The organism is Jeotgalicoccus nanhaiensis, from assembly GCF_015235105.1.
GTDB lineage: Bacteria > Bacillota > Bacilli > Staphylococcales > Salinicoccaceae > Jeotgalicoccus > Jeotgalicoccus nanhaiensis.
Genome location: NZ_JADGLW010000003.1, coordinates 370,679 through 384,137, shown reverse-complemented (window position 1 = coordinate 384,137; position 13,459 = coordinate 370,679). Strand labels below are relative to the sequence as shown.

At 40.4% G+C, this 13,459-nt stretch carries 14 protein-coding genes; 4 read left to right on the top strand and 10 right to left on the bottom strand.

Annotation, left to right across the window (positions count from 1 at the left end; all coding sequences use genetic code 11):
• Window positions 1-14 precede the first annotated feature (14 nt).
• From IR135_RS06465 to IR135_RS06455, 3 genes are all read right to left on the bottom strand, one after another.
• Entirely contained in the window at window positions 15-797 is a 783-nt protein-coding gene (locus IR135_RS06465; RefSeq protein WP_228063445.1) for an N-acetylglucosaminidase, read from the bottom strand.
• 80 nt (window positions 798-877) lie between these two features.
• Window positions 878-1,054: a hypothetical protein gene (locus IR135_RS06460; protein WP_167753382.1), complete on the bottom strand. Its 177-nt coding sequence runs from the start codon at window positions 1,052-1,054 to the stop codon at window positions 878-880.
• Between the two features lie 208 nt (window positions 1,055-1,262).
• Window positions 1,263-2,579, bottom strand: coding sequence for a Na+/H+ antiporter family protein (locus IR135_RS06455; protein ID WP_318272306.1), 1,317 nt, complete (start codon window positions 2,577-2,579; stop codon window positions 1,263-1,265).
• A gap of 124 nt (window positions 2,580-2,703) precedes the next feature.
• Here IR135_RS06455 and IR135_RS06450 point away from each other — a divergent pair, with 124 nt between their 5' ends.
• Window positions 2,704-3,627 carry a homoserine O-succinyltransferase gene (locus IR135_RS06450; protein ID WP_135097840.1) on the top strand — a complete coding sequence of 308 codons (924 nt, stop codon included), beginning with the start codon at window positions 2,704-2,706 and terminating at the stop codon, window positions 3,625-3,627.
• 23 nt (window positions 3,628-3,650) lie between these two features.
• Here the strand turns inward: IR135_RS06450 and IR135_RS06445 are convergent, their stop codons facing one another.
• Both IR135_RS06445 and aroF read right to left on the bottom strand, forming a co-directional pair.
• Window positions 3,651-3,938: a chorismate mutase gene (locus IR135_RS06445; protein WP_135097838.1), complete on the bottom strand. Its 288-nt coding sequence runs from the start codon at window positions 3,936-3,938 to the stop codon at window positions 3,651-3,653.
• 16 nt (window positions 3,939-3,954) lie between these two features.
• Window positions 3,955-4,992 (bottom strand): 3-deoxy-7-phosphoheptulonate synthase, encoded by a 1,038-nt coding sequence (gene aroF, locus IR135_RS06440; protein ID WP_135097836.1) that lies wholly within the window; start codon window positions 4,990-4,992, stop codon window positions 3,955-3,957.
• Between the two features lie 419 nt (window positions 4,993-5,411).
• On the opposite strand from aroF, the gene IR135_RS06435 reads away from it, so the two are divergent.
• Window positions 5,412-6,263, top strand: coding sequence for a prephenate dehydrogenase (locus IR135_RS06435; protein ID WP_135097834.1), 852 nt, complete (start codon window positions 5,412-5,414; stop codon window positions 6,261-6,263).
• Window positions 6,264-6,769: 506 nt separating this feature from the next.
• Here IR135_RS06435 and guaC read toward each other — a convergent pair.
• Both guaC and IR135_RS06425 read right to left on the bottom strand, forming a co-directional pair.
• Entirely contained in the window at window positions 6,770-7,753 is a 984-nt protein-coding gene (gene guaC, locus IR135_RS06430) for a GMP reductase (RefSeq protein ID WP_135097832.1), read from the bottom strand.
• 137 nt (window positions 7,754-7,890) lie between these two features.
• Window positions 7,891-8,763, bottom strand: coding sequence for a hypothetical protein (locus tag IR135_RS06425; RefSeq protein WP_135097830.1), 873 nt, complete (start codon window positions 8,761-8,763; stop codon window positions 7,891-7,893).
• 195 nt (window positions 8,764-8,958) lie between these two features.
• Between IR135_RS06425 and IR135_RS06420 the strand changes: the two genes are divergently transcribed.
• Window positions 8,959-10,050 carry a PLP-dependent transferase gene (locus IR135_RS06420; RefSeq protein WP_135097828.1) on the top strand — a complete coding sequence of 364 codons (1,092 nt, stop codon included), beginning with the start codon at window positions 8,959-8,961 and terminating at the stop codon, window positions 10,048-10,050.
• 45 nt (window positions 10,051-10,095) lie between these two features.
• On the opposite strand, the gene mqo is transcribed toward IR135_RS06420, so the two are convergent.
• The 3 genes from mqo to IR135_RS06405 form a co-directional block, all read right to left on the bottom strand.
• A complete protein-coding gene (gene mqo / locus IR135_RS06415) occupies window positions 10,096-11,601 on the bottom strand; it encodes a malate dehydrogenase (quinone) (RefSeq protein WP_135097826.1) in 1,506 nt (501 codons plus the stop codon).
• Window positions 11,602-11,773: 172 nt separating this feature from the next.
• Window positions 11,774-12,106, bottom strand: a complete 333-nt coding sequence (locus tag IR135_RS06410; RefSeq protein WP_135097824.1) for a hypothetical protein — start codon at window positions 12,104-12,106, stop codon at window positions 11,774-11,776.
• An 11-nt stretch (window positions 12,107-12,117) separates the two neighbouring features.
• Complete coding sequence (locus IR135_RS06405; protein WP_135097822.1) at window positions 12,118-12,786, bottom strand: HAD family hydrolase; 669 nt, start codon at window positions 12,784-12,786, stop codon at window positions 12,118-12,120.
• Between the two features lie 103 nt (window positions 12,787-12,889).
• On the opposite strand from IR135_RS06405, the gene IR135_RS06400 reads away from it, so the two are divergent.
• Window positions 12,890-13,330, top strand: coding sequence for a YtoQ family protein (locus tag IR135_RS06400; protein WP_135097820.1), 441 nt, complete (start codon window positions 12,890-12,892; stop codon window positions 13,328-13,330).
• Window positions 13,331-13,459: the final 129 nt, after the last annotated feature.

Below are 13,459 nucleotides of genomic sequence, written 5' to 3'. Positions count from 1 at the left end.
ACAAGCGCTATTATTTATTCTTCATTATAATTTTCTTTTTCCAAGTCATCGTATTCGAGCTCTAAAGCAGAGTAATAACTGTTCATTATACTTGCAATTTTTTCTGCCCATTCTATGTCTGTCGCATACAGATGCGTACCGGGGTTTTCCGGATTCCAGCGCATGCGGTACAATGTATTTTGACCGTTATCCAAGTAATTTGTACGGATAAATTCCGCTCCTCCGATTATTGCTGCTTCCGGTGTCGACCAGCCGGCTTCGCGGGCGTAACTCGAACCTTCCGCTACCGCTGCGCGGTCAAATGCTCCGATACCAAAAAAATTATAATAAGTAGTTCCGTCGACCTCGATGCCGGAAGCGAGCTCCGACCCGCCATGTCCTGTTTCGAGCAGTGCATGGCTGATCAGATACAGCGCATTTACATTATGTTTTTGCTCAGCTTCTGCAAAAGCGGCTCCTGTTCCTTCCAAAATCCCTTTGCCTTCAAGCAGTTCATTCAGTTCATCTTCCCCGGCACCCGCCGCATAATTTAAGGGGAGGAATTGAAAATCATTGCTGCCGCTTATCGTCATCGCTTCCTTTATGTCATCCTCTTCTGCATACTCTGCCGCGCTGCCGGTAAGTTTCACATCTCCAGTATCATTATTTACCTGCATGCTGACAGCTTCATCAAAAGTGTACGTGGAAATCTCCTCCGTTTTAAAAATTGATGTTTCCGAAACGAAGAATGCCAATGTAAATAATGCCATTACAATAATCAGCAGTATAAACGGAATATTTTCTTTTAACTTGTCCATAGACATCCTCCGAAAAAATAAATGAGACTGACAATGTCAGTCTCATATTTTATGTTTAATATATTAACGCTGTTTTTCCGCTAGTCAAATAAAACTGCCTCTAATTGTTTTAACTTTTCCTGGCTCTCTTCATCCAGTGATTCCACAGTAATCCGCTGTTCAAGCAAATCTGCAGCTTCTTCAATAGAAATGCCAATCGCTTCACTGATTTGATATGCAGTTAAATTGCCTTTTAAAATGTTTAAATCTGTCTCCATACAATCACCTGTTCAAAAGTAATATATTATCGAGAGCTTGCACAATTCATCCTCCGCAGACAAATTCATTAAATGATTAATATGAAGCTCCAGACAAATTCGCTGCTAATTAGTGAATTTTTTTACTTAGTAGATTAATTAAACTACATTATTTAAAAATTATCAAGCTGGCAGTAATATTTTTATCATTTTATAATATTTTACAGTCTTATAATATCATACCTGCGATAAAACCGGTAATGACAACAGGAATATTTAAAAAGACAAAAGTCGGTACACATGTATCCCATATATGGTCATGCTGACCGTCGATATTCAATCCTGCAGTAGGTCCGAGCGTTGAATCTGATGCAGGTGACCCCGCATCCCCAAGGACACCAGCAGTACCGACAATCGCAATAATCGCAGCGATCGATAAGCCGAGTTCTGCACCCATAGGGACAAAAATCGCTCCAATAATCGGCAATGTCGCGAAAGATGAACCAATACCCATCGTTACGACTAAACCGACAACCATCATACCCATAACGATAAAGGCCTTGTTATTACCGAGAGAATCTGAAATACTGCTGACGAGCGGCAGGACATCTTCTGTTTCTGTAATCACACCTGCAAAGCCGTTTGCCGCCAGCATTACCATACCGATATACGCCATAATTTTTATGCCGTTTACAAGCTCACGGTCAAGTTCAGCCCACTTAAACTGCATTGACAGAAAGAAGACCATAATACCACCGAGGGCACCGAAGATCATCGAATCCGTAAAGAACTGCACAATGAATGTGACAAGAATTGCAATCACAGCAGTAATAATTGTTTTTGCACTAACTGTTAGCCGCTCTGAGGACAAGTCACTTTCTTTATTAAGATACTTCCGCGGTTTGCTGAAATAGAAAAATGCGAGTATCAGACCAATCACAAAACCGAGAGCGGGAATAATCATATTTGGAGCGACATCGCTGAATTCTATTGTTACCCCGGCATTCGCAAAACTTGTTACAATCGTATTCTGAAATATTTGTCCGTAACCAAAAGGCAGTACCGCATAAGTAAATGTCAGCCCAAAAGTCATGACTACTGCCAGCAGTCTGCGATCCAGCTGAAGCTCATTAAACAGACTGATCAGCGGCGGAATAAGTATAGGAATAAATGCAATATGCACCGGCACTAAATTTTGACTGATTATAGAAATAACAAGCAAGGTTGCGATTATAGAAACTTTCGCTATTACGCGTGCTTTCGCCGTTTTGCTTGCATTCAGCAGACTTAAAATTTTATTGACCATAACGTCGGTTATACCGCTGTATGCTATCAGGGCGGCAAATCCTCCAAGCAGTGCATAGCTGAGTGCAATTTCTGCTCCGTTAACAATTCCTCCGGTAAAGACACCGATGACTTCATTGACGCCCATACCCGATATCAGCCCGCCGGCCAGCGCACCGATAAACAGAGCCAGTATAACGTTAAGTCTGCACAAACTTAAAATGACCATAACGAGAATAGCTATTAAAACTGAATTCATTATTGTTCCTCCAAAATTTATCTGTCTTCAGATTGTGATTTTTTTGATAATTTAGACATTGACTGTCGTTCATTTTCACTGTTACATTATATAGTACTTATCATTTGCTATTTAAGGACGTGAACGCATGCCAATTAAAATCATCGAAGGACTTCCTGTGAGAACGAAACTCCAACAGGAACAAGTATATACCATAGAAGCTTCCCGCGCGATAACCCAGGACATCCGTCCATTAAAAATTCTTATTTTAAATCTTATGCCTCTTAAGGAAAAAACAGAGTTACAGCTGCTGAGGCTGCTTGGCAACTCACCGCTTCAAATTGATGTTGAATTTTTACATATGTCTACCCATAAAAGTAAAAATACTCCGACCAGCCATCTCCAGAAGTTTTATAAGACACATCAGGAAGTGAAAGATGAATATTTCGACGGGATGATTGTTACTGGCGCCCCGGTAGAAAAATTTAATTTTGAACAGGTAGGGTACATCGACGAACTGAAAGAAATTACTGACTGGGCACAGACACATGTCTTCTCCCGATTTTATATTTGCTGGGGAGCACAATTCGCTCTGAATCACTATTACAATATCGAAAAACTTATGTTATCAGAAAAGCTGTTCGGTGTGTTCGGATATCAAAATATAAAACCGGAACATCCATATGTGCGCGGTTTTGATGATATTTACCAGGTTCCTCAGTCGAGACATACAAGAATTGATTACGAAGCATTAAACGGTATTCCGGATCTCGACATCCTGACTGCGCATCCTGACTTCGGCCCGGATATCATTACATCTAAAAATCAGCGGGATCTCTTCATTTTTGGCCACCTCGAATACGACAGAAAAACGTTGAAAGACGAATATGACCGGGATGCAAAAAGCGGGCTCAATACAGCTGTCCCTCTCAATTATTATCCCGATGATAAACCGTCGGAAAACCCAAAATTTCAATGGCGGAGTCACGGGCATCTGCTGTTTAACAACTGGCTGAATGAAACGTATCAGAATACATTGTACGATTTGGAACAGCTTCATAATCTCAAATAAAAAAAGGCGCCCGCGGGCGCCTTTTAACATGTCTTTGTATGCTGCTTAAGACATTCTTTCTGCCTTCTTCTTGAGAGCTCCATGAGGTGTTTACTAAACTCCGAGATGTAGCTGTCCAGCGTCCGGTCAGTCAAATAGGAAATATTTTTATTGATAACCTTTTTTTCGCGCTGCGCATCCAGTACCGGTATGTTATTCGCAAGTTTGTACTCCGCAATTTCCGTAGACACCTTCATTCTCTTCTCGACAAGCTGAACGAGCTCACGGTCTATCTGATCTATTTCTTTACGCAACTCTTCATGTCTCCCCATGGTTAGCCTCCTCATATTATTTTGTTTGAACGATCTTGTTCACTGTTTTCCCTTCAATTTCAAGCAGTACGTTTATCGTGTCCATTAATTCTTTGAATTCTGCAGGTGTCAGACACTGCTGGCCGTCGCTCCACGCATTCTCAGGATCTTCGTGAACTTCTATCTGCAGGCCGTTTGCACCGGCCATAACTGCTGCTTTAGCCATTGAAGGTATCAGGTATCTGACGCCCGCTGCGTGTGACGGGTCAACGATAATCGGCAGGTGCGATTCTTTCTGCGCTACAGGCACCGCTTGAATATCAAGTGTATTTCTTGTTGCTGTTTCGAAAGTGCGGATACCGCGCTCCACAAGCACAACGTTATTGTTGCCGCCGGCCATAATGTACTCTGCTGACATTAACCATTCCTGAATCGTTGCAGACATTCCGCGTTTCAAGTAAATCGGTTTGTTAGTCTGGCCAAGCGCCTTCAGTAAATCGAAGTTCTGCATGTTGCGTGCACCGATTTGAATGACATCGACCATGTCAACGAATGTATCTAAATGATCTGTGCCCATTAACTCTGAAACGATAGGCAGACCGGTTTCTTTTTTCGCTTCATTTAAAATTTTAAGACCTTCTACACCAAGACCTTGGAAACTGTAAGGTGAAGTACGCGGTTTGAATGCCCCGCCGCGCAGCGAGTTTGCACCTGCATCTTTTAATTTAATTGCTAATTCCACTGTGCTGTCTAAATCTTCAACTGAACAGGGCCCTGCACAGACCATGAAGTTTTCCGCTCCGACTTTTACACCGTTGCCAATATCGATAACACTGTCATCTTCCTGGAAACTTCTGTTCGCTTTCTTGTATGGCTTTTGAATTCTGTACACCCCGTCCACGATACTGTATTTTTTGAAATCATTTTCGGAGACTTTAGATGTATCGCCGATCAGACCGATTATTGTACGTCTTTCACCATCAGAACGGTGAACTTTGAAACCTGCTTCTTCGATGTTTGAAACCAGTGTCTTAATATTACTTTCCGTTGCGTCGCGTTTTACATGAATAATCATAATTAAAAGCCTCCTAAAATTTTTAAAAATAAAACTGCCACTTAACTAAAAATTAAGTGGCAGTAAGTATAGAAAAATATGTAGAAGTCCCGACTTCCAGCCACTTATTTAAAGTAAATGGCTAGACATTACAAAATCTTCAGCCATCATTGATACAAACAGTTTGTTTTACGTTTGTACAAATGATGTGTACAAACGGTATCAAAAATAGCTAAAGTAAAGTCGGTTATTCAGTTGTGAAGTTGTATGGGTTAACATAAATAACCGCTCCTTGTAATGTATTTGATTGCCATTATAGGCTGTCTTTAATCAGTTTGTCAATCTATTTATGAGAATTAATTAAATGTTTACATAATTTAGTTAATTAATGTATATTCATTCTTGTAGTATAATGATAAAAATACGGAGGCATAAAATATATGAATATCGCAATTATCGGCTTGGGAAATATCGGAGGTTCCTTTGCTCTTGCTATTAAAGCAAACATACCTGACGCTGACATATATGCAATTGATATCGATGCTGCAGTTATCGAAAAAGCAAAAAAACAGCATCTTATTAAAGACGGTTCTCAGGATTTTAAAGACATCATTCCGCAGGCAGATCTTATTATTTTCGCAGTTTACCCTAAACTGCTTGTTCAATTGGTAAAAGATTACGCACCTTACTTAAAAGAAGGGTGCATCATTACCGATGTTACAGGCGTGAAAACTTCGATTATCGGTGAAGTTGAACCTCTCCTGCCGGACCATGCCGATTTCGTTTTCGGTCATCCGATGGCCGGCAGAGAAAACCGGGGCCTTGAGTTCAGCAGCAGAGAAGTTTTTATCGGTGCAAACTATTTAATCACACCGACCCCGAGGAATAAAGAGAAAAACATCGATTTTCTGAAAAAATTTGTCAAAAAATTGGAATTCGGCAATATTTCAGTAATCACACCAGACTTCCACGATGAAGTTATCGGCTTTACCAGTCAGCTGGCTCACGTCATTGCCATTTCATTAATCAACAGCGATGACGCCGCTCGCAACACTAAAAAATATACAGGTGACAGCTACCGGGATTTAACACGCATCACAAACATTAATGAAAAATTGTGGCCTGAGTTATTTATGATGAATAAACAGCACCTTCTTCAGCATATTGATAATTTCCAGACACAGCTCGACAAACTTTACGCAGCAATTCAAAGTGATGATGTTGAAACGATGGAGAAAATGATGCTTGAAAGTACGAAGCGTTATAAAGATTTACATGATATAGAAGATTAAGTATGAAGAAAACACCGAATTCCTGAAGAATCCGGTGTTTTTTCAATAGACGGCAGCTTATGCCGATTCTGCGAGGCTGGGATACATATGAGAACCGATTATGCAAACCCTGCGGAGCTGGGATACATATGAGAACCGATCATGCCAATCCCACGGAGCTGGGATACATCTGAGAACCGATCATGCAAACCCTGCGGAGCTGGGATACATATGAGAACCGAACATACAAACCCCACGAAGCTGGGATACATATGAGAACCGATCATGCCAATCCCACGAAGCTGGGATACATATGAGAACCGATCATGCAAACCCTGCGGAGCTGGGATATATATGAGACCCGATCATGCAAACCCTGTGGAGCTGGGATACACATGAGAACCGATCATACAAACCCCACGAAGCTCGGATACACATGAGACCCGACCATACCAATCCCAGCCAGCCAAGAACAAAATCAAACACAAAAAAGGCCGCATATCGCATGCGGTCCTTTTATCAAAATATTAATATACTTTATCACCGTTGAAAATTGAGTTTTTAACAACTACATAATCTACTGTACGGATTGCATCTAATTCCTTGCCGCCGGCATATGAAATAGATGACTGCAGATCCTGCTGCATTTCAGTCAGTGTAGCTGCTAATGGCCCTTTGTATTCTACATACATTTTTTTGCCTTCTACGTTTTTGTGTTCACCTTTTTGGAATTCAGAAGCCGAACCGAAGTATTCTTTATACTTCTTGCCGTTTTCTTCATAAACAGTACCAGGAGATTCTTCGTGTCCTGCAAATAGTGAACCGATCATAACCATAGATGCCCCGAATCTTACAGATTTAGCAATATCTCCGTGCGTACGGATTCCGCCGTCTGCGATAATCGGCTTAGAAGCTGCTTTTGCACATAATCGAAGTGCAGCAAGCTGCCATCCGCCTGTACCGAAGCCTGTTTTAATTTTAGTAATACAAACTTTACCAGGACCGATGCCGACTTTAGTTGCATCTGCTCCTGCATGCTCCAATTCTCTGACTGCCTCAGGTGTCCCGACATTACCTGCAATTAAAAATGTTTCAGGAATATGTTTTTTAATATGCTTAATCATATCGATTACTCTGTCGGAATGACCGTGAGCAATATCGATAGTAATATAATCAGGAATTAACCCCTGTTCTTTTAAGCTGATAACAAAATCGTATTCTTCCGGTTTGATGCCGACACTTATAGATGAAATCAGATTTTCATCTCTCATTTTATTAATAAAATCAATACGTGTTTCAGGGTTGAAACGATGCATGATATAAAAGTATCCATTTTTCGCCAAATATTCAGCAATATTCTCGTCGATAATAGTCTGCATATTTGCAGGTACTACCGGCAGCTTGAATGTGTGTTTCCCAAATTCAATTGAAGTATCACATTCTGAACGACTGTCCACAATACATTTGTTCGGAATTAACTGTATATCCTCATAATCAAAAACGCTATCCATGATAAAACGCTCCTCTAATCCGTATATTATTTAACTGATGTTGCAATCTCGTTCGCCAATAGGGATTATAGTAGTTTTATATTCACATGTCAATCAATCTGAAAAAAATAAAAAAAGAATCGAAATAAATTTCGATTCTATCCTTTAAACATGCTTGCTAATTTACCGAGGAATCCTTTTTTAGGCTCCTCGATTTGCTGTTTTGCTGTTTCGTTGCTGTTATCCAGTTCTTCTGAAGCAGCCGATACATTCTCCTCAGCACTTTCTTCCTCGGCGCTCAGGTCAATTGTTCCTGTATTTTGTTCTGCCGGTGTTTCAGCAGTTTCGGTTTCTTCTGTATCAAGTTCTTCGGTTTCTGCTTCGGCGGATTCTTCTTCAGCTGGTGCTTCTGCAACAATCTCTTCTTCAGTTGTTTCCGGTGTCACGGTTTCTTCCATGCCCGCTTCATCCGATGTTTCATCAGCTTTGGTTTCTTCAGCCTGTACAGTTTCATCAGCTTCTTCTTCAGTCTGCGGCGATTCTTCGCTTTCGTATGCCTCTTCCGCTAAAAATGTTTCCACCTTTTCGTCCGGATTGTATTCAAGAGCATTACGATCGTACTCTTCCAATCTGTGTACAAGTGTACTTATATTTGATTTAAGTTCTTTGTTTTCATTTTGGATTTCATCCAGCTTTTCAAGCACTAAAGCAAGCAATCTTGATACGTCGTTATCCGACATTTTCGATACCTGATTCTCACTTTTCGTTTCTTCAAAGTCGTCCATATTTTCTATAATTTCATCTGCCGCAGAGTCCAGTGTATTTCCTGGGGACTTGGCAATTTTAATCATTTCCTGTAAGACACTCACATCTTTTTTTGAAAATAATCTTCTGTTATGTTCATCTTTAGCAACTTCATAATTTCTGTCTTCAAGTAATCTAACGTATTTTCTAACGTTCTGATCAGACAGTTCAACCATGTCCGTTACTTGAGCTGTTGTATAATATATAACGTTCTGTGACTGACTCACTCGTATCACTCCTGTAATTTAATTAACCTAATTATAACGCTTATCGTTACTTTTATCTACCATTTTTTAGCGCAGTGTATTGTCGTTACCCGAATAGAGTTTTCGCAATATTCTACTAAATTATTGACTTATACCGGCTTAATTTATATATTTATAATATCTTTCTAAAAAATACATAAAAGAAGAGGACGATAAATATTGGATACTAAATTATCACAAATCTCATTAAAGCCGGATCACACCGGTGCAACGACTAACCCTATATATTTATCAACTGCATTCGAACATGAAGGTGTGGGTAAATCGACAGGATATGATTACACACGCACCAAAAATCCGACCCGCACACATTTTGAAGAAGCATTCGCAGACCTGGAAGGCGGGACTCATTCATTCGCAACGTCAAGCGGGATGGCTGCTGTCCAGCTGTGCTGCAATTTGTTTAACAGCGGAGATGAGGTGCTCGTAAGTTTTGATTTATATGGCGGTACATATCGTATTTTTGATTTTTACGAACAGAAGTATAATGTGAAATTTCATTATGCAGACTTTAACAACCATGCTGAACTGACTTCTCTTATCAACAGCAATACAAGAGCTTTTTTTATAGAGCCTATTACCAACCCTTCGATGGAAAAAACTGATTTAGCTCCCCTGTACAAACTCGCGCAGGAAAACGACATAATTACTATCATTGACAATACATTTTTAACGCCGTATTTATCGCGTCCGCTTATTGACGGTGCAGATATCGTCCTTCATTCGGCGACTAAATATATCGGCGGCCATAACGATGTGCTGGCCGGTGTTGTTACTGTTAAAGATGAAGTACTTGCTGAGTCGCTCAGCCTGTATCACAACATGATTGGGGCAACCTTGTCTCCTTTCGACGGCTTTTTACTGCTCCGCGGATTAAAAACTTTGCACGTGCGCATGGACCGTGCTATTGAGAATGCCAGGAAAACAGCAGCTCATTTTGAAAATCATGAAGCAGTCGAAGAAGTTCTCTACGCCGGCACAACAGGGATGCTGAGCCTGCGTTTTAAAGAAACTCACAGCGTAAACACATTCTTAGAAAATATTGAAGTCTGTACTTTCGCCGAGAGCCTCGGCGGCACTGAAACATTCATCACCTTCCCTTTTACGCAGACTCATGCGGAAATGCCGGATGAAGAACGCATTAAACGCGGCATCGACGATTCATTAATCAGGCTTTCAATAGGTATCGAAAATTCTGATGATATCATTCAGGATATTGAACAGGCGCTAAATAAATCTGTAAAATAAAAAAAGGCATCGCCTCCTCGGGGGAGACGATGCCTTCTGTATTATTTAGCTCAATAATGCTCCTGCTTCGTGACTTTTCAGTCCTAAAGTATCAGTAGTGCGTTCATTCATTTCTTTGAACAAATCAGGATTATCTGACAGAGAAATTCCGTATGTTGGAATCATTTCTTTAATCTTGTCCTGCCATAATCCGAAATCTTCCGGAAATGCCCGGCTCAAGAGTTCGAGCATAGCATCCACACACACAGAAGCACCCGGAGATGCTCCGAGAAGCGCGGCCATAGATCCGTCTTCCGATACAATTGTCTCTGTACCGAACATTAATGTACCTTTTCCTTTATCCGTATCCTTAATCATTTGAACACGTTGTCCCGCTGTAATCGTCTTCCAGTCTTCTGAACGTGCTTCCGGAATAAATTCTCTCAGCTCATCCATACGCTGTTCTTCTTTTAAGAGAACCTGCTGTACTAAATATTTAGTCAAACCGAGCTCTTTCGCACCCGCTGACAGCATAGTCAGTACATTATTCGGTTTCACGGAGCCGAATAAATCCAGATACGATCCCGTTTTCAGGAATTTCGGAGAGAAGCCCGCAAACGGCCCGAACAGCAGTGATCTTTTACCGTCGATATAACGTGTATCGAGGTGCGGTACAGACATTGGCGGTGCACCGACTTTAGCTTTGCCGTAAACTTTAGCTTCGTGCTGGTTCACAACTTCTTCGTCATCGCAAACGAGGAAGAGACCGCTCACCGGGAAACCTCCGATATTTTTAGACTCGGGGATGTTTGTTTTCTGCAGAAGCGGCAGACTGCCGCCTCCTGCACCGATAAAGACAAAATCAGCGGTATGATATTCCATTTTACTGTTGTTCAAGTTCTTAACTTTGACCTGCCACTTGTCTTTTTGAGTGCGGCGGATGTCCTGAACAGCATGCTTGAAATTCATTTCCACACCCTGTTCTTCAAGTCTCTTAAATAACTTTTTAGTCAGACTGCCAAAGTTAATATCCGTTCCTGAATCAATGCGTGTTACACCAATCTCTTCATCAGGCTTGCGTCCTTCCATCATCAGCGGCAGCCATTCTTTAAGAACATTGTAATCATCGCTGTATTCCATACCTTCAAACAGAGGACTTTCAGTCAGTTTTTCCACACGTTTTTTAAGGAATTCAACATTCTTTTCGCCTTCCACAAAACTCATATGCGGTACTGTACGGATAAAATCTTCCGGAGAATCTAAATATCCTTTTTCAATTAAATACGCCCAGAGCTGTTTTGAAATCTGGAACTGCTCGTTAATTTTAATCGCTTTTGAAATTTCTATCGAGCCGTCTGAAAGCTCTGGTGTATAGTTCAATTCGCACAGCGCCGAGTGCCCTGTACCGGCGTTATTCCATGCGTTCGAGCTCTCGATTGCAACATCATCAAGTTTTTCAAAAACTTTAATGTTCCAGTCGGGTTTTAATTCTTTTAATAGTGTTCCAAGCGTGGCACTCATAATCCCGCCACCAATCAGAACCACATCTGTTTTGCTAATAGAAGTAGTCATACTTAAATTGATGCCCCTTATCCATGTTTAATATATTAATATTCAGTAACAGTATACTCCTTTTTCTTGTATCCTGAAAGCCATATCATGAAATGTGTCATACTATTTGTTAAAAGTGTTATACTAATTAAACTCAAAAAAGATGCACTGTCCCAGTACATCCTCAGTAAGTCTATTTTCCGCTTTTATCATTCACGTAGGCAGCAAATTCATCTGCGTTTCCAGACACTATGTCAACCATCGCAATCTTACCCATACCTTCTGGGAATTCGATAAACAGCACATCATCCTCCACAAATGCTCTGACAATATCGGTATAGGCAAAGACTCTTGTATACGCCTCGCCGTTCATATCGACATTCATAAACAGCCGTTCATTCGTCGTCATATATGCACCCGGGAAATGTGCCTGGTCTCTGACTTTATATAATAAAGTTCCTTCAAGTGATGGTCCGAATTTCTCTGTCGGATAAAGATCCGCTTCGGTTAAATTAATTAAACTCACAGTTTATCCTCCTAAATATCATTTAATATTTTCCAATTTTTGTCCTGCGCAACTGACAGCAGGTCGCTGTCCGGTGCTACTGCTACCGGTTTGCCTACCAGCTCCAGCATTTTAAGATCCGTTATACTGTCGCTGTATGCCTGGCTGTTCAGCCAGTCCACTTCTTTATTTTGGAAGTGTTCTTTTATAATATCAATCTTTCGTTCAGCAAACATGCGTTCAAACCGCGTTTTATAATCCAGTTTATCACCATTGTAATGAATTTTTGAGCCGACGATATAATCAAAACCGACACCTTTAAACAACGCTTCCAATAAAGGTATAAAAGCGCCTGAAATCAGTACTACATAGTAGTTGTCCTGTTTCAGCTGCTGAATTTTTTCAAGCAGCGAAGTCCTGAGCTCGTTACTCATCGAAGCGGCAACATCCGAAAAAAATTCATCAATTTCACGTTTGGAATAACCTTTGAAAGAAAGTATATACGACTCCAAAGCTCTATGCTGCATCTTGATTTTTGGCACCATTTTCATTTTATAGCCAAAATAAGTAGGCGCAAAATATCGAACAAAGTGCTTATAATTCTTTTTATATTTCGGGTGTTTTTTTAAATGTGCACGAAGTGTTTCAAAGGTTTCATGCGGATATAAAGTCCCGTCAAAATCAAATAATGCCACTTTCATATCGGTCTATTCCTTTCTCTGGATAATTAATCTACTCTAAATATTTTACCATAAATAGATTAGGGTATATACTAATATGCAATGACTAATAGGAGGTTGTTTCATGGATTTAACAGTATATTTAGCAGGCGAGATTCACAGCAGCTGGAGAGACAAAATTCAGGCTCTGGCCAAAGAGAAAGATTTACCGTTAACTTTTGTATCACCTCAGACGGATCACGATTTATCGGATGACATCGGTGAAAATATTTTAGGCGAGCAGCCGAATAAATATTACCGCGATGATGCAGCATCCAGTATTAATAATCTGCGCACCCAGGTTTTAATGAACAAAGCTGACGTAGTTATTGCTTTGTTTGGAGAGGAATACAAGCAATGGAATACAGCAATGGATGCGACAACAGCAATTAACTCAGGCAAACCGTTGATTTTAGTGCGTCCTGAGAAATTAATTCATCCATTAAAAGAAATTTCAAATAAAGCAAATATCGTTACAAATTCTGTTGAACAGACAATTGAAGTTTTAGAGTATATTTACAAGTAAAATATCATTCACTCAATCCGCCCGGTATCAGGTATGCCGGGCGGATTTGTATTTGAATTCACAGACTATCCCCTAATTCGCATTGTAATAACAAGTCAGGATGGTTATAATCGGCTTAGGTGTAATTCT

Coding starts and splice junctions, on each gene's coding strand:
- IR135_RS06465 (WP_228063445.1), bottom strand. CDS start 797: ATGGACAAGTTAAAAGAAAATATTCCGTTTATACTGCTGATTATTGTA.
- IR135_RS06460 (WP_167753382.1), bottom strand. CDS start 1,054: ATGGAGACAGATTTAAACATTTTAAAAGGCAATTTAACTGCATATCAA.
- IR135_RS06450 (WP_135097840.1), top strand. CDS start 2,704: ATGCCAATTAAAATCATCGAAGGACTTCCTGTGAGAACGAAACTCCAA.
- IR135_RS06445 (WP_135097838.1), bottom strand. CDS start 3,938: ATGGGGAGACATGAAGAGTTGCGTAAAGAAATAGATCAGATAGACCGT.
- aroF (WP_135097836.1), bottom strand. CDS start 4,992: ATGATTATTCATGTAAAACGCGACGCAACGGAAAGTAATATTAAGACA.
- IR135_RS06435 (WP_135097834.1), top strand. CDS start 5,412: ATGAATATCGCAATTATCGGCTTGGGAAATATCGGAGGTTCCTTTGCT.
- guaC (WP_135097832.1), bottom strand. CDS start 7,753: ATGGATAGCGTTTTTGATTATGAGGATATACAGTTAATTCCGAACAAA.
- mqo (WP_135097826.1), bottom strand. CDS start 11,601: ATGACTACTTCTATTAGCAAAACAGATGTGGTTCTGATTGGTGGCGGG.
- IR135_RS06405 (WP_135097822.1), bottom strand. CDS start 12,786: ATGAAAGTGGCATTATTTGATTTTGACGGGACTTTATATCCGCATGAA.
- IR135_RS06400 (WP_135097820.1), top strand. CDS start 12,890: ATGGATTTAACAGTATATTTAGCAGGCGAGATTCACAGCAGCTGGAGA.